The organism is Bifidobacterium sp. LH_491, from assembly GCF_056356495.1.
The window spans coordinates 173,729-194,705 of the sequence record NZ_JBKEUI010000001.1 but is presented as its reverse complement, the minus strand read 5'-3'; the positions used below and the strand labels follow the sequence as shown (position 1 = coordinate 194,705).

Annotated in this window: 17 protein-coding genes and 2 tRNA genes; 8 read left to right on the top strand and 11 right to left on the bottom strand. The window is 58.3% G+C overall.

All coding sequences use genetic code 11. The features are described from left to right. Window positions 1-56: 56 nt before the first annotated feature. From AC1AWK_RS00685 to gltX, 3 genes are all read right to left on the bottom strand, one after another. Window positions 57-131, bottom strand: a tRNA-Gln gene (locus AC1AWK_RS00685). Between the two features lie 37 nt (window positions 132-168). Then, window positions 169-241 (bottom strand) — tRNA-Glu (locus AC1AWK_RS00680). A 156-nt stretch (window positions 242-397) separates the two neighbouring features. Next, window positions 398-1,924: a glutamate--tRNA ligase gene (gltX, locus tag AC1AWK_RS00675; RefSeq protein WP_476567402.1), complete on the bottom strand. Its 1,527-nt coding sequence runs from the start codon at window positions 1,922-1,924 to the stop codon at window positions 398-400. Window positions 1,925-2,257: 333 nt separating this feature from the next. Between gltX and AC1AWK_RS00670 the strand changes: the two genes are divergently transcribed. The 4 genes from AC1AWK_RS00670 to AC1AWK_RS00655 all read left to right on the top strand — a co-directional run bounded on the left by AC1AWK_RS00670 (window position 2,258) and on the right by AC1AWK_RS00655 (window position 6,660). Then, on the top strand, window positions 2,258-3,322 hold the full coding sequence (locus AC1AWK_RS00670; RefSeq protein ID WP_476569488.1) for an ABC transporter substrate-binding protein: 1,065 nt from the start codon (window positions 2,258-2,260) through the stop codon (window positions 3,320-3,322). Window positions 3,323-3,324: 2 nt separating this feature from the next. Then, window positions 3,325-4,092 (top strand): ABC transporter permease, encoded by a 768-nt coding sequence (locus tag AC1AWK_RS00665; RefSeq protein WP_476567401.1) that lies wholly within the window; start codon window positions 3,325-3,327, stop codon window positions 4,090-4,092. A 455-nt stretch (window positions 4,093-4,547) separates the two neighbouring features. After that, window positions 4,548-5,516 (top strand): DUF805 domain-containing protein, encoded by a 969-nt coding sequence (locus AC1AWK_RS00660; protein ID WP_476567400.1) that lies wholly within the window; start codon window positions 4,548-4,550, stop codon window positions 5,514-5,516. Window positions 5,517-5,664: 148 nt separating this feature from the next. After that, window positions 5,665-6,660 (top strand): DUF805 domain-containing protein, encoded by a 996-nt coding sequence (locus AC1AWK_RS00655; protein WP_476567399.1) that lies wholly within the window; start codon window positions 5,665-5,667, stop codon window positions 6,658-6,660. 539 nt (window positions 6,661-7,199) lie between these two features. Here the strand turns inward: AC1AWK_RS00655 and AC1AWK_RS00650 are convergent. Next, window positions 7,200-8,102, bottom strand: a complete 903-nt coding sequence (locus AC1AWK_RS00650) for a hypothetical protein (protein WP_476567398.1) — start codon at window positions 8,100-8,102, stop codon at window positions 7,200-7,202. Between the two features lie 71 nt (window positions 8,103-8,173). Beyond that, window positions 8,174-8,833 (bottom strand): histidine phosphatase family protein, encoded by a 660-nt coding sequence (locus AC1AWK_RS00645; RefSeq protein WP_476567397.1) that lies wholly within the window; start codon window positions 8,831-8,833, stop codon window positions 8,174-8,176. A gap of 343 nt (window positions 8,834-9,176) precedes the next feature. Between AC1AWK_RS00645 and AC1AWK_RS00640 the strand changes: the two genes are divergently transcribed. Continuing rightward, complete coding sequence (locus AC1AWK_RS00640; protein WP_476567396.1) at window positions 9,177-10,523, top strand: MFS transporter; 1,347 nt, start codon at window positions 9,177-9,179, stop codon at window positions 10,521-10,523. 815 nt (window positions 10,524-11,338) lie between these two features. Here AC1AWK_RS00640 and AC1AWK_RS00635 read toward each other — a convergent pair. Then, a complete protein-coding gene (locus tag AC1AWK_RS00635) occupies window positions 11,339-11,866 on the bottom strand; it encodes a GtrA family protein (RefSeq protein WP_476569486.1) in 528 nt (175 codons plus the stop codon). A gap of 225 nt (window positions 11,867-12,091) precedes the next feature. Here AC1AWK_RS00635 and AC1AWK_RS00630 point away from each other — a divergent pair, with 225 nt between their 5' ends. After that, entirely contained in the window at window positions 12,092-12,439 is a 348-nt protein-coding gene (locus AC1AWK_RS00630) for a phenylpyruvate tautomerase MIF-related protein (RefSeq protein ID WP_476567395.1), read from the top strand. 155 nt (window positions 12,440-12,594) lie between these two features. Here AC1AWK_RS00630 and AC1AWK_RS00625 read toward each other — a convergent pair whose 3' ends face one another. From AC1AWK_RS00625 to ptsP, 4 genes are all read right to left on the bottom strand, one after another. Beyond that, complete coding sequence (locus tag AC1AWK_RS00625; protein ID WP_476567394.1) at window positions 12,595-14,112, bottom strand: formate--tetrahydrofolate ligase; 1,518 nt, start codon at window positions 14,110-14,112, stop codon at window positions 12,595-12,597. 78 nt (window positions 14,113-14,190) lie between these two features. Continuing rightward, the gene (locus AC1AWK_RS00620; RefSeq protein WP_476567393.1) at window positions 14,191-15,804 is read right to left on the bottom strand and encodes a C69 family dipeptidase; all 1,614 of its coding nucleotides are present in this window, start codon (window positions 15,802-15,804) and stop codon (window positions 14,191-14,193) included. Between the two features lie 142 nt (window positions 15,805-15,946). After that, window positions 15,947-16,498, bottom strand: a complete 552-nt coding sequence (locus tag AC1AWK_RS00615) for a YbhB/YbcL family Raf kinase inhibitor-like protein (protein ID WP_476567392.1) — start codon at window positions 16,496-16,498, stop codon at window positions 15,947-15,949. A 265-nt stretch (window positions 16,499-16,763) separates the two neighbouring features. Beyond that, complete coding sequence (gene ptsP, locus AC1AWK_RS00610; protein ID WP_476567391.1) at window positions 16,764-18,413, bottom strand: phosphoenolpyruvate--protein phosphotransferase; 1,650 nt, start codon at window positions 18,411-18,413, stop codon at window positions 16,764-16,766. A 264-nt stretch (window positions 18,414-18,677) separates the two neighbouring features. Here ptsP and AC1AWK_RS00605 point away from each other — a divergent pair, with 264 nt between their 5' ends. Both AC1AWK_RS00605 and AC1AWK_RS00600 read left to right on the top strand, forming a co-directional pair. Then, the gene (locus AC1AWK_RS00605; RefSeq protein WP_476567390.1) at window positions 18,678-18,938 is read left to right on the top strand and encodes an HPr family phosphocarrier protein; all 261 of its coding nucleotides are present in this window, start codon (window positions 18,678-18,680) and stop codon (window positions 18,936-18,938) included. Window positions 18,939-19,088: 150 nt separating this feature from the next. Next, on the top strand, window positions 19,089-20,117 hold the full coding sequence (locus AC1AWK_RS00600; protein ID WP_476567389.1) for a LacI family DNA-binding transcriptional regulator: 1,029 nt from the start codon (window positions 19,089-19,091) through the stop codon (window positions 20,115-20,117). Between the two features lie 49 nt (window positions 20,118-20,166). On the opposite strand, the gene AC1AWK_RS00595 is transcribed toward AC1AWK_RS00600, so the two are convergent. Further along, window positions 20,167-20,913 (bottom strand): GntR family transcriptional regulator, encoded by a 747-nt coding sequence (locus AC1AWK_RS00595; RefSeq protein WP_476567388.1) that lies wholly within the window; start codon window positions 20,911-20,913, stop codon window positions 20,167-20,169. Between the last annotated feature and the right edge of the window lie 64 nt (window positions 20,914-20,977).

The following is a 20,977-nucleotide window of genomic DNA, read 5'->3' as shown; positions in this document are numbered from 1 at the left end:
GCACCAAGAAAATACAATTGCAATAACAAAAAAACCCTCGCCTAAGCGAGGGTTACTGGCTGGGGTGCCTGGACTCGAACCAAGAACGGCTGAACCAGAATCAGCTGTGTTGCCAATTACACCACACCCCAATAGGAGGCGTACAATCAAACGATTGTTTCGTCTTCGTACCCCCAACCGGATTTGAACCGGTGTTGGCGCCGTGAGAGGGCGTAGTCCTAGGCCGCTAGACGATGGGGGCATTTTCAATTGTTTGCCGCGCCGTGAAGCACAACAGGTGATGACTATACCGAGTTCTGGCAGACAATGCAACAACGGCGTGTCGCAGCAAAAGAAAGGGCGGCATGCGGTAATCACCACATGCCGCCCGTCGTTCGTCACCGGCATCACGCCCACATCACAGATGCGCGCGCAATCCTTCCAGACGCGCCAACGACACCGCCTTGCCGACAATCTCCATCGACTCAAACAGCGGCGGAGAAACACGGCGACCTGACATCGCCACGCGCACAGGACCGAACGCCAGACGCGGCTTGTAACCACCATCCTCCACCAACGCCTTACTCAACACATCATGCAGATGATCGGTCAGCCACGCCGACTCCTCAACATCACGCAATGCGGCAATCGCCGCATCCAACACGTCACCGGCGGAATCCTTCAATTGCTTGCGCGCATCATCATCGGGCTCCAAATATCCCTCAGAAGACAGCAGTGAACCGATCATGCCAGACACTTCTCCCAGCAAACGTACCCGAGGCTGCACCAGCGGAGCGCCCGCAGTGAGCACCGCACGCTCACGATCGGTCAGCGCATCCCACGAATCGGCGCTCACCACGCCATCACGATGCAAGTACGGCACGGCACGATTCAAGAAATCCTGCTCATTCAGCATACGAATATGCTCCGCATTGATGGAAATCGCCTTGTCGAGATCGAAATGCGCAGGATTGGCCTTCACATCGCGCACATCAAACTTCTCAATCATCTCTTCCATCGAGAACACATCGCGATCAGGAGCAATCGACCAGCCCAACAACGCCAGGTAGTTCAACAACCCCTCAGGAATGAAACCATTGTCGCGATGCAGGAACAAATTCGACTCCGGATCACGCTTCGATAGCTTCTTCTTGCCTTCGCCCATCACATACGGCATATGGCCGAACAACGGCATCTCCTTGGCAACGCCAAGCTCCATCAGATAGCGATACAACACAATCTGACGAGGCGTGGAACTCAGCAAATCTTCGCCACGCAGCACCACATTGATCCGCATCAACGCATCATCCACCGGATTCGTCAATGTGTACAGCGGATCGCCATTCGGTCGCACAATCACGTAGTCCGGCACCGAACCGGCCTTGAACTCAATGCGGCCACGAATCAAATCATCGAACGCAATATCCTCATCCGGCATACACAGCCGCAACGCAGGCTGGCGTCCCTCGGCCCGGAACGCAGCCTTCTGTTCCTCACTCAGCGTACGGTCATACCCGTCGTAGCCAAACGCCTTGGGACGGCCAGCCGCCACATTGCGCGCCTCGATCTCCTCCGGAGTCGAATACGACTCATACGCATAGCCAGCTTCCAATAGCTTGTTCGCGATATCACGATACAAGTCCGCGCGCTGCGACTGGCGGTACGGGCCATCCGGGCCGCCCACCTCGACACCTTCGTCCCACGTAATGTTCAGCCAACGCAACGCATCGAGAATCTGAGCATAGCTCTCCTCACTATCACGCTGCGCATCGGTATCTTCAATGCGGAACACGAACGTTCCCTTGGTGTGACGGGCTTCAGCCCAGTTGAACAGCGCCGTACGGACCATGCCCACATGAGGCGTGCCAGTAGGAGACGGACAAAAACGCACGCGAACCTGCTCCGGCAGCTGCGGCTTGCAATCTTTGATATCAGCTTCACTCATACGCTCCATTGTGCCGCGCAAGAGGGACGGCGGCACCGTATGCATGTCAGCATCCCGCTCGCACCGTTCCCCACTCCACCATGATGTCCGCAACATCTCTATACTGGTGTCGTTCGCGCGGTTGGTGGCAGCAGCCGTGCCGGCATCGTACAAAAACAACACAACACCCCTGAGGCAATGACCGATCATGGTACGCGCACACGCACGTCCAACATCACGAACCATATGCCTAAAAAAGGGGACAACATCACGATGCATCGCGCGGGCTCCTCACCTTCCCGTTCCCCGATGATCGTGGATGACACGCGCATCAGCGCAGGAAGCAAGGTGACCATGAATCGCACGCGTGCCACGCTGCACCACACGCTACAAACCATAACCGCCGCCCTAGGAGCGTTGGCATTGTCCTACGCCCTGTCAGCCTGCGGCGCCTCAAACGCCAACACCGAAGACACCATCACTTTTATGTTGGACTGGACCCCGAATACGAATCATATCGGCCTGTACACAGCCCAAAAACTCGGATACTACAAGGACGAAGGCATCAACGTAAAAATTCTGCCCACCGCACAGGCCGGCGCAGAAACCAGCGTCGAAAACAACGTCGCCAACGTCGGCTTCACCACGCTCAGCAACGTGGCGGCCTTCAACGCGCAGGGCGCCGACCTAAAATTCGTCTTCGACCTCACCCAACACCCCGTGGCACGCTGGTGCGCCTTGGCCAGCCGCACCGACATCACCACGCCAAAAGATTTTGACGGCAAAACGTTTGTGAGTTTCGGTTCGGCCGAGCAAACCGCCGTACTCAAACAGATGATCAAAACCGCGGGCGGTACCGGCGATTTCTCCACCGCCACCGCAGGCACTAACACCTTTACCACCCTCACCTCCGGGAAAGGTGATTTCGCCGGATTCTACGCCACATGGGAAAACGTGGAGAGCGAACTGCACGGACCAGCGTTGAACTGCTTCGTCGCCGACGAATGGGGCGTCCCCGGCAACCCCGATCAGCTGGGATTTGCCGTGAACGATGCTTGGCTGAAAGATGATGCACACCAGCAGCTGCTCCGTAAATTCCTACAAGCCACCATACGCGGATACAATTATGCGCTCGACCATCCGAGCAAAGCGTCCGACATCCTCGTCAACGCCGCCAGTGACGCTCAACTTGACAGCGAATTGGTCCACCATTCCATGGACACCATCGTCCAGGGCGGCTACTGGACGACCGACCAACCCAAGCAGCTACCCGGTACGGTAAATGCCGAAGATGCGCAATCCTACCTTGGCTTCCAATATGAGGCAGGCACCTACGACGTAAATGGCAAACACGCCAAGCAAGCACCGCAGGTGTCTGAACTCTCCACCAACGAATATCTGCCTTCGACGAAGGCCTAGCCATGAGCAAGAAGCACCTCCTGCCCTCAGTGGCAACGATAGGGGCATTGCTGATCATATGGGAATGCAGTGTGCGCTGGGGACATATTTCCGAGCGCACACTCGCCTCCCCCAGCAGCATCGTCGTGGCAATGTGGCACACATGGCCAGCGCTCATGCAGGCTACGGCCGTAACCACCACCGAAGCACTGATGGGATTCGCCGTCGCAATCGTTGCCGGCATGCTCATCGGGATCGGACTCTACCGTTCGCACATATTGTATGCGGCAATCAACCCTCTGATGGTAGCCGCACAAACCATTCCGCTCATCACCATCGCCCCGTTGTTCGTCATCTGGTTTGGCTTCGATGAGTTAGGCAAAATCGTGCTGGTCGCCGTGTTGGGACTCTTCCCCATCGCCGTACAAACCTGTCGAGGATTACGCGCCGTACCGCAGTTCTACGACGACGTGGCCCTAACCTGCGGCGCCACACGCACATGGACGCTATGGCACGTACGGATGCGAGTCGCAGCCCACGACATCTTCGGCGGCATCCGCATCAGCGCGGCATATGTATTCGGCACCGCCGTGACCGCAGAGTACCTTGGCGCGGTCAACGGTTTGGGCATTTGGTTGCAGGCCGCATTCAATTCATTCCGCACGCCGCTGATCTTCGCAGCCACCGTAGTCGTAGTCGCACTGACAGCGCTGCTGCTGGGTGCGGTAAGCCTAACGGAACGGCTGCTGATCGGATGCGACGACGGCAACGGTGACGTCAATGTCCAGTGAATCATCAACGGCAGTCTGATCGTGCCCTTCCTTCGGGTTTCACTGCGATGTTCACGTCCATCACATCCATGATTGCCTCACGGCATCCATGTATCTCCAAACCGACATGGCAAGAATATCCATCACGCTTTCGGCAAATATCCAGCTCACGCCCATAGTATGGAAGGCAACGACCATTCTTGATATGTCAAGGAGCGACTATGAGTAATCCAAATCCGTTCATGCCCAACGGGCAGCAGCCGGACAACACCCCATCGCAGCAACCGACACCACAGCAACCGGCACCACAACAGCCGGGAACAGCGACACGAAACCCATACACCCAATCCCAGCAACCGGGACAGCAACCATATCAATCCGTCCCTCAACAGCCCTACGCGCCCGGATACCAGCAGGCGTATCAACAACAGGGATACCAACAACCAACAGGAACACCGCTGCCCCAAGGCGTTCCCATGTATCACACGAACTACGGCTACGGCATGCCCTCGGCAAACCCCGGACCGGCACTGCCCTATTACGGATGCCCGTTCCCTGAGGCAGTCAAACGATTCCTCAGCAAATACGCCGTATTCACCGGCCGGGCTTCACGCAGCGAATTCTGGTGGGGCTTCCTATTCTTCGAACTCGCCTCATTGGCATTGACTTTGTTGGCGTCAATACTCGACATCAGCAATGCGGCATCGTCCATCGTCATCACCGTCATTCTGGGCATTCCACTCGTTGCAGCCGCCGTGCGACGCTTGCACGACAGCAACAAAAGCGGATGGTGGGTCCTACTGCCAGTCGTCCCGCACATCGTCTCCATGCTGATATCACTGATCGTGCTGGAGCCAAAGCTCGAGCGATTCGGGGGATTCCTCGAATACGCGATGCAATCCGACGGCCTACAGAATTCATTTGGACTCATGCAGAACGGCCTTAGCGACAGTATGATTTCCAGCATCATCGAGCGCCAGTTCGAACAACTGCTCGCCGTCCTCGGAATCACCGTGGTGCTCTCGCTCATCACACTGATTTCCGGCATCGTGTTGCTAGTCGCGCGCACCAATCCTGCGGGCGCCCGATTTGACGCACCCCCGCAAGCGCCGGCACCCGTCACACCGCAAACACGGCCGCAGGCTCCCATGTTCGGCACGCCACAGCAACCCGCCAACGGATTCGCGCAACCTCCATACACTCAGCCGACGCATGTTCCGACGGCCCAGCAGACTCCGCAGCCGATGGACGAAACCACACGGCCGCACACACCAACGGCAGACGACTTCGCCACCGAACAACACACCGGCAGCGATAATGCCCAACCATCTGGCGACGATACGGGCACCATTCACAACGAAGGTCATTGCGTAACCCCAAACAAGCCCCAGTCCGACCCTCACGAGGAAGGCCCACGGCCACAATCGCCGGCACAAGCAGAATAACAGCGCTGCGGTGGGAACGATGCTTGTCTCCGCCGCAGTCCACCTCATGCATGTCTAGTATGTGTCCTCCTGCGGCATATACTAGACATATTCATTCACGTCGTTATCTTTTTGTCGCGCATTTAGCACGACTTATGCAGGAGGCTTCATGACTACGCAGCTTGACGGCACTCCGGACGCTACGTCCACCACCGATTCGTTCGACACGCCGGCGACCCCTTCCCTTACCGTTCCGACACTCGAGTCAACCGTCGGACTTACCGACGTCAATGACACAACGACTCATGTTGACGGCAACCAGGAAGCTGATTCCCCAGAGCATCTTCCGCACGAAAACCCAACACCCTCATCCTCCGACTCGTTGGATAGCTACGCTTCCACAGACACCAGCAGCCAAACCCACTTGGACGAGGACTCCGAAGGCACAGCAGCGGATGTCGTCGAGCACGACACCACCCCGGACATGCACGAGGATACCGAACCGGAGACAACCACCGCACAAGCTGACGCACCCGTGTTCATTCCTTCCAAAGAGGAAAGTGCCGGGCCAAAGCCACCGTCATCGCTCAACGAGCCTTATTATCGATGCCCGCCGCAGCATGCCCTCATACGATGCGTCCAGCAGAGTCTGACGTTCACCGGACGCGCTTCGCGCAGCGAATACTGGTGGGTCCTACTCGTGTACGCCGTAGTGTGCACGCCACTCTACCTACTCAATGCCTACAGCCAGCATGCCTTCGGTATCATACTCATCATTTGGCAGCTGATTACCCTCGTTCCGCTGCTGTCGTTGAGCGCCCGGCGACTTCATGACGCCAATCTCCATGCCGCCTGGTTATGGGCCATCATCGGCGGGGCTATCATCGCCTTCGCCTGCATGACCGCAGGAGTGGCTGTAATCCTGACCGCCACCACAAAACCCTTATTGACCGGTGGTGTATACGCCACCATAGCCGGTCTGATCATTATGGCAATCACTGCGATTGCCGATATCGTGCTTATGGTCCTGCCGTCCGTACCCGCTGGCAAGCGTTTCGACGCAACGAATACCATGGGGAAGAACACGCCCCGACATGGCGGCTCGCCCATTCGCATCACACGTGCACGGCGAGGACGCCACCACGCTACGGTACGAGCCGAATAAACCGGCAGGCAGCAAGATATAGAACACCAAAACCGCTGAGGGCCCGCCGTTTCCGGCGGGCCCTCAGCCAATAAGGTCAATTAATGAAAGGTGGAATGTTGCCATTCCTGACAGTTGGCGCATTCCCCGAAAGTCTGTCTGCGGTGGGCTTCTTCGTTTTGGAGGAAAGTCGTCCCGCCATCCGTCACCACCGATACTACACGAAGACGTGTGTATAAAACGAGTGCCTACCGGAAACGGTAGGCACTCGTTCAAGAAAAGAAGATTAAATGAAAGGAAACAACAAAGGCGACAGCCAACCACCCAACCTGCTGAAGGCGATATGCCTCCTATGCGTCGCAAAAGCGGTGAGCCAATGGACGGCGAACCTTACGGTTCTCCTCCTGCTGCTCCTGCTGGCGTGGCTGACAATCAGACGGTTGTAGGCTTAGCCCTGTTTTTCCGGGCGCACAATCCCTCAAGGAGGCGTGCGCCCCTTTTTTATTGGTTTCGCCGATAATTGCCGGTTGGGTTTTGACATTCCGCACAACCCAAAACCGTCACAGCTCGACCTCTTCCTTGTTCGGATCGTCCTTGATATGTGCGAACTTCGCCGCAAGCGCCTCCTTGTTTTTGCGTTCGTCCTCCTCCTTGGCACGCTTCTTCGCCTCGACGGGATCCCATAACACGTCCTCGTAATGCTTCGTCCACTCTTCGCCAGCCAGCTTCGACAGCACGCGTGCCGGCTCGGCGATATCCTCACTATGACCGGCATAATGCCCAGCCAGCCCGCGCAAAGCATCGTCGGTCACTGCAAGACGCGGCACCGCTACACGTTCGCTCAATTCATTCATGAACATCAGCACGGCAAGTAACCGCCGACGGGTTCCCGCCTCATCGTCAGCGATCGCCAGAGCCCGAGACAACGCGTCCCAGGCCACAAGCATTACCGCGAAGCGATACGCCACACGGTCTTCTTCCGCGATATCTCGCGATTCCGCACCCAGAGACTCCATACATGCGGCAAGCACCGCCTCCTGCACCTCATGCGACGTAGCCGCGCAGAGGTTCGAATATGCCGCATCGTCTGGGGCGATCAGCCGCGCAGCATCCTCCATTACGCCGGCGTCATGGTCATCCTCGTAAGCGGCGACAGTATCGTAGGCATCGTTGGCGACGAGGAGTGCGTCGACTATGGCCTGGGGCCGCCCGGGAATCTCGTCCGCTCCCTCGTATACGAATTCCGCATCGGCGATGCTCACATCCTCACCGCTGAGCACACGTGCCATGATGCGCGTCAACCGTACCTGCAGGGTCTCGGCATACTTCGCGTCGTTGTCCAACCGCAACGGATCATGGAGCGGCCATAGGCCGATCAATGACGCACCCGCGGCGGCCGCCTGACGCACATATGGTTCTTCCGACAGACGCAAGGCCTGCTGCACATCAATCTGCATGATCATTCGCTCCTTCGCTGGACGATGTGCGCGCGGCGGTATACAACCGCCGACACGCTAATGCTTTTATTGTGCTCCTACTTGACCGATCCCGCAGGGTCGACATAAGTGATGCTCATCACTTTGCCATTGCTGCAGTCATAGGTAATGGACGTAATGGAAGCCAGGGCGGTATGCCTCAGCAGCATATTATGTTCGGGATGGCCAGTTTCCAACATATGCCGATAAGACCAGATCGGTGATTCATGGCTGACAACAATAATCTGTTCGCCCGCATGCCGTCCAATCATATCTTGGGCGAAAGCACTCATCCGAGAAGCGATCTGGCGGTAGCTCTCGCCCCAAGTAGGTTTCCATAGATTCGTCACGAGACGCCAATTCCCATGCTTCCACAGCGCTCCATCACCATACCCAATGCGCTTGCCCCGGAACTCATTGCGAGCCTCGATGACCCGACGATCACACACAATCCGCAATGGATCCTCACCTCGCTGCCCACGTGTACGATTCAATGCCTCCACCACATGTTCCGCTGTTTCACGCGTCCGTTCCAACGGCGAACAATACACTGCGGCAACCGTGTTCATTTGCGGGCTTTGCGCCACATAACGGCCCGTGGCATCGGCCATGCGCACACCACGTTGCGAAAGATGAAAACCGGGAAGTCGCTCATACAATACGTGATCGGGATTGAACACTTCGCCGTGTCGAATGAAGTGAATCGTCGTAGCCGTCATCGCTCATGCACCTTTCGTCGCGAAGTCAATTACCTGCGTTCCATCATAGCGGCTCCGCCCCAAAGAAAGGACCTCAACAGCATGGACCGTTCCCAGCCATGCCACACTGATCGCGCCAACCTCACTGCAGGTAATGATGATGACTTTTTTGATAATTTTCGCCGCGTGTCGAACGCGATACATCGTTAAAGTTCTAGTGAAGAACACAGGCGTGACGGGCCACCATGACAGCCGGACAGACCAAGCAACCCACCCCCCATCGTGGCGCGAGCACAGCCATCCATAATCACAACCACGCAACGTCGCACAACGACGGCCCTACGGCATTGTCCAAGGAGTAGCCATGTCCAGCAAGCCCATCGGCGCACTCGCCACACTCGGGCACAAACTCTTCGGCGGATACGCCGAACTCTTACGCATCCCGCATACCGCGCGATATGCCATCGGCGCGGTCATCGCCTGTATGCCATTCCCCATGGTCGGCATGACCATCACCATCTCCGTCCAACACTACTACGGAGAATACGCACTCGCCGGCGCCCTTACCGCAGTACAAGCCATCTGCCTAGCCGTCGCCAGCCCGCTGCTTGGCAAACTCGTCGATAAATTCGGGCAGCGACAGGTCGCCTTCCCCACGATCATCGTGTGGATGATTGCCGCCACAGCGCTCACCACCTGCATCACCGCTCGAGTATCCCCATGGATTCTGTTTTGCATCGTTCCATTCATGGCCGCCATTCCACCATGGGGTGCCATGAGCCGCAGCCGCTGGACCCATCTGCTCAAAGGCGATCGCGAGCGCACCAACCGCGCGTTAAGTCTTTCTGGAGTATTCGACGAATGCATGTGGGTGGTCGGCAATCCACTCGCGTCCACGCTAGCCGTTATCTCGGGCCTGCTGGCGTTCTCCTTTACCGGGGCCTGTGTGCTCATCGGCGCATTGATGTTCCTCACCGAACGTACTACAGAACCACCGTCGCAAACACAACTGGCCAGGGAAGCGGGCATGACTCGTGCCGAATATCGCGCCCAGGTAGCCGCCAAAGCTGCGGCATTGCGCGAAGCAACGGAACATGAGCAAGGCTCGGCTGCCCGTACTTCCATCTGGGGGCCAGGCATGATTGCCGTATGCATTACTTGGTTCTCGCTCGGCGCTTTCCAGTCAGCTACCGGCATCTCCATCATCGCTTTTGCCACCGAACAGCATATGAAGCAATACACCGGCTTCGTGTTCGCATGCTTCTCGTTCAGCTCATTGATCGGAGCGCTGGTCTACGGCGCGAAAAACTGGACGATTCCCCTATGGAAGCGGTTCTATTTCTGTCTTGCGGTCGTCAACATCGGCATCGCATCGTTCCTGTTCGCCCAGCACCTGTGGGTTATTATGCTCATCTATCTGACCATCGGTGTGTGCCAAGCGCCGACATGGATCAACGGCAACCAGCTCATGCTGCACCTCGTGCCACCAACCCGCTTCACGGAAGGAGTGGCATGGATGGGCGCCATGAATTCCATCGGCTCCTCTGCAGGCTCGGCCATCGCCGGACAGTTCATCGACCGGATGGGTTCTCACGGCGGCTTTATGGTCGTCACCGTGCTGGCCATGAGTTCGCTGATCATCGCGCTCATCGGATTCCGCCAAATCAAGAGCAGTACGGAAACACCTACGCTTATGCAAGTCAGCGTGTAGCTGGGTGCCAACAGGCTTTACTCCAGCCACAACCGATACGGCTGCCGAGATAGATGTGGAGCCGGACGTCGGTCCAGTCCGGCGTTCGGCAGGGACAGACCAACGGGGCAGCGCGGCGTCCGGTGGAACCAGGCCAGCGTTCGACAAAGACAGGACAGCATCCGGCAGAACCAGGACAGCGTCCAGCAGGGCAGGGCAGCGTCCAACTGCATGCGGCAGCGCAGCTACAGGTGTTCGGCGGTGGCCTATCAGTGGCCTATCAGTGGCCGACACCAGCTCATCAAACGATTCCCCCGCCCACTTGTCTCAGCGCTTCACGATAACGCCCGTAGTATTGCAACCGCAATCTACGGGCGTCGCCATATCACCGTCACCGCCCTCGTCACATCACATCCGGTATCCATCTGCCCCGCTGCCGTGCCATACGTTTTCCGAAAATGTGCATGTGCAGCATTCTGGGCGACTTCTTCTGTCCCCTCTTTGCGAAATTGTGCATATCCCCCACCGATAGGGCCGAATTTGTGTGCTTTTACCAACTCCCAGCATCAAAATGTGCCTTTACCACACCCGTAGAGGCAGATTCAGGCCGCCACGAGTATGGCAAAGACACAATTTCGGCCTTCGAGTGGGGTATATGCGCACAAAAGCAAAGCCACCAGTGGGGTAACAGCACACTTTGCCGAACAGAACACCCGGAGGCCGCCCAATCAGACGGAAAAGCACACTTCGCCAGACAGACCACGGGCAACAAACCCCAGCGGACTCCTAAGCAGACTGGAAAAGCACACTTCGCCGACCAAAACACAGGCCGGCTATTACTCCTTGCCGCGCGGCGTGTGCTTCAACGACCATACGCCAAGACGATGCGAAACCCCTTGCTCCCAACGAGCCACAGCCTCCGACTCACTCATACCCTTCGCCTGCAGCCGCTGCAACGCATGTTCCCGCGTGTCATCGAGCAGCCACTTGCGGATGATGAAATTCCACACTGCAACCACTACAGTGGCTATCAGTTTGCCAATATTCGTCCGCAACAAGTACTCTGCATGCTGGGAGTTAAACGCATCATGGTTCATACCAAATGTACTCAGCCAAATAATCGCATCATTGATGAACAGCCCCACGGCAGCGACGAGTACGAAAATCACCACTTCCATCCATCGCGCCATATCCTCGCGATGCGTGAATACGAATTTCATACTTGCCAAATAATTGAACACCAGCGAAATCAAAAACGAAATCGTGCTCGCCAGCACATTGTGCATATGGAACAATCCCACCAACACATTGAGGATACCCCAGTCGATTACAAACGCCACCACACCGACGACACCAAATTTCACTACCTGCTCAATCAATTTGTTCACATAGCCATTAAAGCGAGCCGCACTGACCGTATCCGAAACGGGCGGCAACATCACACACGATATCCTCAATATAGGCAACGCCGTTACACAAAGCGCCGCAACACACGATACAGCGGTGCCCAATATGCACAATACATACGATACGGCGATACACTGAGACCATCAACCAAACGCGCCACGGCGCATTACCAAGGAGGCTCCATGCCAGTCATTCATACTCACGTATCCGTCGCCACCACGCCCGAACAGCGCGAGGCGCTCAAAACCGCCTACGGCAAGATCATCACCACGCTGCCAGGCAAAACCGAACGGTGGCTGATGTGCCCGTTCGAAGACAATATGCCGATTTACTTCGGCGGTGACGACAGCAAGCCCGCCGCTTACGTGGAAGTCAACATTCTGGGCTCAAACGTGGATCGCAGCCTGTGGGAGCGTATGAGCGAACAGATTATGCAAGCGTTGGGCGACGAGCTGGGCGTACCGGCCGACCGCACGTACATTCGCTACACAGCCACCGGCGATTGGGGCTGGAACGGCGGCAACTTCTAAGTTCCGAAGCCACTGCAATCCCCCGACGTTACTCACCACGGCACACTGGCGGAACCACAGTCCGTGCGCCGAGGAGATCATATGCGATGTGGGCCTGCCATAGGGAAATCTCCCAAGGCAGGCCCACGTGCATATCGATGTTCCGTGTATCCGCGTCACACGATCTTCGGCATCGGGGTGGTCAACGAAGTGGTCAGGTTCACGTGCACCACACCGGCACCCGTGCGCACCTCCACCTTCTTCAACGTCACCGTGCGCTGCTCGGCCGGCGCCGTATCATCATCCGTCATGGTGGCGGGAGACTTCACCGCCACTACCGCCATATCGCTGATGCTGCGGCCCAAGCCCTCGCACAGCGCCGACGCTTCCTCCAAGGATTCGGTAAAACCATCACGCAGCACCACGCGATCGGCGGGCACGCCGTACGCGTGTTCGGCAATCCAGCGCACGTTCTCCACCAGCGCCATACCGCGATGCGAATGCGGTTCGGCAGGGGCAGCGGCCGACTGCAGGGTCTCGATCATCGCATCCAACTGTGGTGCCAGCGCGTCGCCGCCGTCACGATACAGGTTACCCATCACCGGTTCGCGCAAGCCCAACTCCGCGGCCGTGTTGCGCAAGGACTGCACCTGATCGTCCTCACCTTCCCACAGATTGACCAGCGGGAATGTGGCAATATCCAAGCCTTCCAAACGCTGCACGTGGAACGGGTACCTCCACGCCAACGCCGGATCATCGCGCCATGTCGAGGCACGAGTCACGACTACTGCAGCAGACGGCCACTGCGCGCCATACTCGCGGCACGCAATATCCAGCCACTTTTGCGCACCAGCATCCGCGCCATAGCCCGCTTCGACAATCACCACATCATGCAGCGAGCACGCCATTTCCACGGACACCAACGTCGGAATGCCCAACGACACGTTGGCGAACGGTCCGCCATGCACATACACCGGCGAACCGTTCATCGTCTCGGTTAGCACCGGCTGCACCGCACCCGCCAACATATTGGTAATGCGCCACAGGTCGATGAATTCGCCGAACGTGACCGGCTTGCCGTCCTTCGTGCCCGCGATCATGGCTGCCACACGGTCGGCGATTTCCTGCATCGAACGCGACAACACCACAATCTGCATCAGCTCGCACGTGGGCGTCAGCACCACGCGCTCGGCCACGTTGTTCTTGCCGGCGTCCACCGTAATGGCACGCAGCGAACGGGATGGCACTTCAGAAACGCGCGGCACCAACACCGTGTCCAACATACCCTCGTCGATGGCCTTTTCCGCAAACGAAGCCAGCAGATTCTGCGCAGCCGCAATAGCCGCCATTTCACCGGTCAAACCCCAATCAATCAGCTCCGGGTGCGTCAACGATGCCTTGCCGCCGCCGGAAGCGCCGCCCTTGGACCCTGCCGCGGTGATGCCCATGCTCGGCTGACGCAGCACTGCGGCCGCATCAATGCCACGCGCACGCAGCGCGTCAATCAACGCGATCGTTGTGGTGGTTTTGCCTTCGCCTCGAGACGCTTTCAACGGCGTATCAGCAGTGACCAACACTACCTTGCCATGCTTGCGTGGCGCGTCGGGATTCGCAGCCAATTGCTCCATGTACCCAAACGCGTCGATCTTGCGAAAGACTCCGTATTGGCTGGTGAACTGTTCGATGCCGCTCATGTGGCGCTCCTTTTCTGTGGGTGGTCGAACATCGGAAACAATGAGAAGCGCCGACGGTGTGAGCCGTCGGCGCGTTGGTTAGAAGTCGGACATGTGGAAACCGTTCTTCATGGCCATGCTTCTGGTGTACAACACCGAGTCCAGCAGACTTTCCGTGGCTTCCTTCAACTGGTCCGCCATACGCTGGTTGGCGTCCTGCAGGATTGCACGCACCCGTTCGTTGCGCACGGCTTCAATGATTTCCTGCGGTTCCATCGCATCGACGTCACGCTCGCCGTCCTCGGCGGAAAACTCCATCGACACCACGTCTTCGCCAGAAGCCTCAACACCCAGCAGGCGGGCCACCTGCGCGTCGGTGTGCGCCACCAGACGATGACCCAGCGCACCGGTCTTCTGCTGGTAACGTTCCACCGCGTTGGCGGTATCGGCGAACGCGCCGTCACACAGCGCGGCGATGACACGGTTCGCCCAGTAGAAGTTTTCCGTAGTGACGCGCGTCGTGGTGTCTTCCAAATACTTCGGCGTCGTATCCACGTTCGGATAGAACGGCACCAAGGTGTTGAATGGGTTGGATCCATACGCCATCCACTGCACGGCACGGTTTGGCTGCGGACGGTACGGGCGAATCTGCAACACCGCCAACTGGCTTTGACGGTTGATGCCAATCGGACGGAACATGTGCCGCGAACGCTCGTCACCCAGCTTGCCGTACGGATCGTACTGCGTGCCTTGGTAATGGGAGCTCAGCACATACTTCACATCTTCGATGGTGATCTTGCGTTCCGGCTGGCGAGCCCACGGAATATTATCGCTCCACGGCTGATGGTCGGCGTCCGGGCCGTCCCACATCTCGTCATACGGGTTGAGGAAACGCTGCATGCTCCACGCACGAGGCGTGTTGTAAACGTGGTCGGAATCGGAATGTGAGCCGAAGGCGTCACGCGGATTCAGCGGCGACGTGGACTCCACGGCCAGATCCAAATGGTTGGAGGCAATGAACTCTGCCATATCCTCGGAGCACATGTGGTCGAGCTGTTCGCCCAGCGCATCCTCCAAGTCGAACTCGTCAATGCCCAACTGGTTCGGCATGGTCACGTACGCCTCATCCGGCACACGCTTGGCGATCCAATGATGGCCGCCCACAGTTTCCAGCCACCAAATCTCCTCGACGTCGCTGAACGCCACGCCGTTCATCTCATACGTGCCGTATTCCTCCAGCAAAGCGCCCAAACGCCGCACACCTTCACGCGCGGTGCGCACATACGGCAGCACCAGGGTCAGGAAATCCTCTTCGCCAATACCGCCCGGCACTTCGGGACGATAATCGGCGTCGCCTTCCTTGCCATGCGCCGGCACCAGTTCTACAAACGGGTCGGCACCCAGCACGCGCTCATTCGTGGTCAGCGTTTCGGTGGCGCTCATCGCCACGTTCGCCTCGTTGACGCCGGCCTCGCCCCAGATGCCTTCCTTCAGATCCGCATTCGGGACGGCGGTGTACTGCATGGGATCGTCGGGCAGTTCGATCTGCACGTGGCTGAGCACGCTGCGATACAGCCGCGGCTGCTCCCGCGGAGTCACCACCACAAAACGCTTCGGGCAGAACTCGCCGTTCGCCGAATCCTCGTTGCGGGCGATGATGGTCGAACCGTCATAGCTCGCGTCCTTACCAACCAAAATCGTGGTGCACGCCATACCTGCTCCTACTGCTCCTTAGTTGTTCCAAACCTTCGTCACGCACAGCCGCCGAACATATCGAACGCTACACGTCGAACGCCAAACGGCCACACGCGCAAACGTTTCCGATTCTATCGCGCCGCGGCGAGACGTTCATGCCCTACGCCCGACCAGTGAGCACGATGGCCGCAGCGTCGGGATCAGGCGACACCGCATCCAGCGCATGCATCATTTCGTTCAGCCAAAAGCCCTGCCGCAACCCGGCCAGCGGTTCGCGCGTACCAAACACCTGCAGACGATATCCGTGGTCGGCGTCCGGCGGCTGCGGTCCGTTGTATCGCATGATGACGCCGGGATCAGTCTCTCCCACAAACTTTGACGCTGCGGAGGTGCGCCCCTGCACAGCCTCGGGCACCATCGAGGGCAGCGCGCGCGAAAAATCAGCGGGAATCTGCAGCGCGTGCGAATCATTGAAATCAAACATCAGCGCATCCACCGGCAGGTTCGCCACCGACCAGTGAATCCATTCGAAACCGCACACCGGAATCGAATCAGGATCCGTAAACCACCAGTGCAGGTAACGTACCGAGGGGTCAAGATCATCAATGTAGAACGGCAGAGACACGATCGGCCGTCCGGCCAGCCGATTCTCGGGCGGAGCCGCTTTGGCATACGCGTCCGGGATCACGAGAAAATCAGCAGAAATCTTCATGTCTCCAGTATCGCGCATCACTATGACGTGACACCAGCAACATACTCAATCAGCAACGTGAGAACCGTCACAATACGGTGAGAACCACCCCACATATGACTGTCCGCCTGACCGTTCTTCCGGTCAGGCGGACAGTTTCACAACAACGCTCAGGAACACCGCTCGGCAACAGCGTCAGCAATGCCGATCAGCGCAACGCCACCGCTCGCGGAGCAGAGCGGTACGGGCAACCGCCACTCCTAGGGGCATGCGGCGCACGCGTTCGCTATTGCGCCGGATGATAAAAATCGCCGTTGAGCGCAGCCTCGGCCTTGGCCTTGGCCTCTTCCATGGTGACGTTTGCCAACTCAGCCCGCACATCGTCCAAGGCCACCGGCGTCATGGACAGCGAATTCACACCCAAGCCAGCCAGCACCACTGCCAAATCCGGATCAGCGGCGGCCTCACCACACACGCCCACCGGCATACCGTTGGCATTGCCTGCGTCGGCAATCATCTTGATCGCACGCAGCACCGCAGGATGCCACGCGGTCTGATAGTTCGCCACCGAACCAAGAATGCGGTCGGCAGCCAGCGTGTACTGCGTCAAATCGTTGGTGCCGATGGATACGAAATCCGCCACTTGAGCTACCTTGTCCGCCATCAACGCAATGGAAGGAACCTCGGCCATCGCGCCGACCTTCTTCAAACCGAAGGACTTGCCAAGCTTGACGAAATAATCAGCCTCATGCTCGTCAGCCACCATCGGCGCCATCACCCACAGGTCGGCATCCGTCTGGGCATCAGCCGCGGCCAACGCCTTCAGCTGTCCTTCCAACACGTCCTTATGCGCCTTGAGCGTGCGCAAACCACGCAATCCCAGCGCAGGGTTCGGCTCGTCTTCCGGCGTCAGGAACGGCAGCGGCTTATCCGCACCGGCGTCGAGCATACGAATCACGACCTTCTTGCCGGGGAAACGGCTCAACAGCTTGGCGTACGCCTCGGTCTGCTCCTCGACGCTCGGCGGCTCGGCATTGCCGATGAACAGGAACTCGGTGCGGAACAGACCTACACCCTCCGCGCCGTACTCCAACGCCGGGTCAGCATCCTCAGGCTTACCCACGTTCGCCAGCAACGGAATACGGGTTCCATCCTTCAGTTGGCCCGGCTGACCGCGCAGCTCCTTGGCCTTGGCAGCCTGCGCCTTGGCGGCTTCCGCAGCGGCGATTTCCTCAGCGCTCGGATCCACAGTCAATTCACCCTTGGCGGCGTTCACCACCACCGTCGTGCCATCAGCAAGTTCCACGGCCTCAGCGGCAGACACCACCGCCACAATGCCACGAGCGCGCGCCAAAATCGCAGTGTGCGACGTCGGACCACCCTGAATGGTCACGATGGCCAGCACCTTGTCCAAATCCAGCGCAGCGGTATCCGCCGGAGACAAGTCATCGGCCACCAACACAAACGGCGTATCGCTGGACGGCACACCCGGAGCAGGCACACCGCGCAAATCCGCGATTACACGCTGTCCGACATCATGCAAATCAGCGGCGCGTTCCGCCTGATAACCACCGATCGCCCTGAACATATCCTCGACAGCGGCAAAGCCTTCCAGTACCGCACGCTCACCCGTCTTGCCGCTTTCAATCAACCCGTCGATGGATTGCGCCAACGACGGATCAGACGCAAACATGGCCAATGCCTGCAAAATCGGAGCAGCCTTCTGTGCGCCCTCATCGCCATTAGCGGCAGCCTGCGCACGCTTATTCAGATCCTCATTGACCAACGCCATCGACTTGGCGACACGTTCTTTTTCCGCCTCGGCAGTAATCTCCTGCGCGCGAGGCACATCCAGCGGCTCCTCCAGCGGCTCCGCCATACGAATCACGTTGCCCACGGCTACGCCACGACCAATGCCCACACCTTTGATCATCATACGAACACTCCTTATGTCGGTTGCCACGCGGCGCACTGTAGCCGTGCCACCCCAAACGGAACAAGGCACGCAAGCACACCCACGCCATCGCAGGTATTGTGTTGTCAAGTAGTGTCAGTATACACGCACAACTCCCGGCACGGCAACGGTAAACGTTTTCGGGGTTTTCTCATATAAGTGCTATTATGAAGAAACGCCGCAGCGTCAAGGAATCTAGACCCCCGCGGCACGAAACACGTATATGACCATAACGAAGGAGTGCTCATGGCAACTCGCACCACCGTCATCAACGATCCCGTCGGCATCCACGCCCGTCCGGCTGCCGCGTTCGCACAAGCCGTCGCTGCTTCCGGCTGCACCGTCACCATCGCCAAGGGCGACGGCGCCGCAGTCCCGGCCAACTCGATCCTGTCCATCATGGGCCTGGGCGTGAAGCAGGGCGACAGCGTCACCCTCACCGTCGAAGGCGACAACGCCGAGACCGTCGCCGATCAGCTGCTCGCCAGCCTGACCGCCTCCGAATGATGCCTTATCATGCATGAGATGCCGTCAACTGTGGCGCACCACGGTTGACGGCATCTTCGTATAATGCCTACGTACCCAACCAACCATTACGCCAACGGCGCACGCCACCCGTAAGCCACGGCGTATACACACCGTCGCACCGGAGCACTCATGGCCAATCACAGCGAACACACGTCACCGGCATCCATCGCCAACGTCGCCGCGGTCGCCAACGTGTCCACCGCCACCGTATCGCGCGTACTCTCGGGACGACGCACCAAGGACGACGACATCGCCCGACGCGTGCGCAAAGCCGCAGCCGACCTCAACTACTCAGTCAACCTCGCGGCCAGCGCCCTACGCAGCGACGTCACCAACACTATCGGCGTCATCGCCACCTCGCTTACCGATCCCTTCGCGGCCGCGTTCATCGATCACTTCGAACCGGCCGCCCATGCCCGCGGCAAACAATTGCTGCTCAGCATCAGCGACAATCCGACCAGCCAAGCCGAACGCATCCAGACATTAATCAAGCGCAAAATCGACGGACTAGTCATCCTCGCCCCCTCCTCATCCCTACCGCAGATAGCCATACGCGCAGCCGAAGTCACCACCGTCCTGCAAGTCGGCGGAACACCACTGCATGACCGCATCCCATGGATAGGCATCACCGAAGCCGATGCCATCGAGCTCGCACTCGCCTACCTCACCACACATAGCGCCCATGAAATAGCGCTCTTCGGAGGCACCATCGACTCGACAAACGCCGCCAACACACTGCTTACCTTCCAAACCTGCGTGCGCGCGCTCCATCTCACCACCGCCTCCGATTGGACCCAATTCGGCAAAGCTACTTCGCGACACGGCTACGAAGCCACCATGCGCATCTTCGACGGTAGCGGACAATACCCCGATGCCATAGTATGCACCAATGACCGCATCGCCGCAGGCACGCTCGCCGCTCTGCTCGCGCTGGGAGTCCGGGTTCCCGAAGATGTGCAGGTCATCGGCATCGGCGACCAACCGCAATGCCCCACACTCATGGTGCCCCTCACCAGCATGCGGCCGCCATACCTCCGGATAGCCTCCGAGGCGTTGCGAATCCTCGACCCCCAAATCCCAACCGAAGGCACCAAAGAATCACCCCTACGATTGGCGCTACCAGTGAACGTCGCCCAACGACAATCGACCATCCACTAAACGTCTCAACGGCATATGCATAGCCGTAGAAATACCGTTCCCGCCAGCGCTAATGCGCAACCGGTCCGACATCTTTCCGGCCACGAATAATGAACTTAATTTCCGCCTGAGAGGGCGCGTGCAAAGCCGTGCCAAAAGCAATTATCGAGCCGAATCCATCGACCACCGTGGAATCCATGGCCAACGTCGGACAACCCTCGCTGACACCAAATATCTGCGCAAGCTTCTCCCCCAACGGCTCAATACGCACCACCACTTCGTTTTCCACCATATGAACCGCATACGCTTGTTCCAAAAATCCATACAGCGAGCCGCTGGAAAAATCATGATCCAAAACTTTGGAAAACCGTTTGGCTTCCAAGTACGTCACCACATGCTGCTTGAGCACGCCGGACACATAACGGAGCCGTTCCAAACGAATCAAATCGTCATCCGCCGACAACCCCAACCTCGCCGCCGCGGCAGCATCCCGCACCACCGTGTTCGACACCACCGACGTCGCCACCACATTCCCCAGCTCCTGCTGTTGGCGATAAAACCCCCGAATATGGTCGCTGATCACCTCCCGCTGCGTCTCACGATTGCCTTCGGCCCGAAACGTCCCGCGCCCCTGCTCGCGAACCAACAAACCATCTTGAATCAAATCGCCGATGGCGTGACGCAACGTAATACGACTGACGTTATACTGCTGACACAGTTCCGGCTCGGGCGGAAGCTGTTCACCCACTTCCATAGCTTGGGCGCGCAACCGCAAATTATCCCTCACCGACACATATTTCGGTACGCCAGCAACCATACGAACTTTTTCCCCATTCCTCATTGAGGCCCGCCACACATCACTATGCGACAGTTGTTCCGCC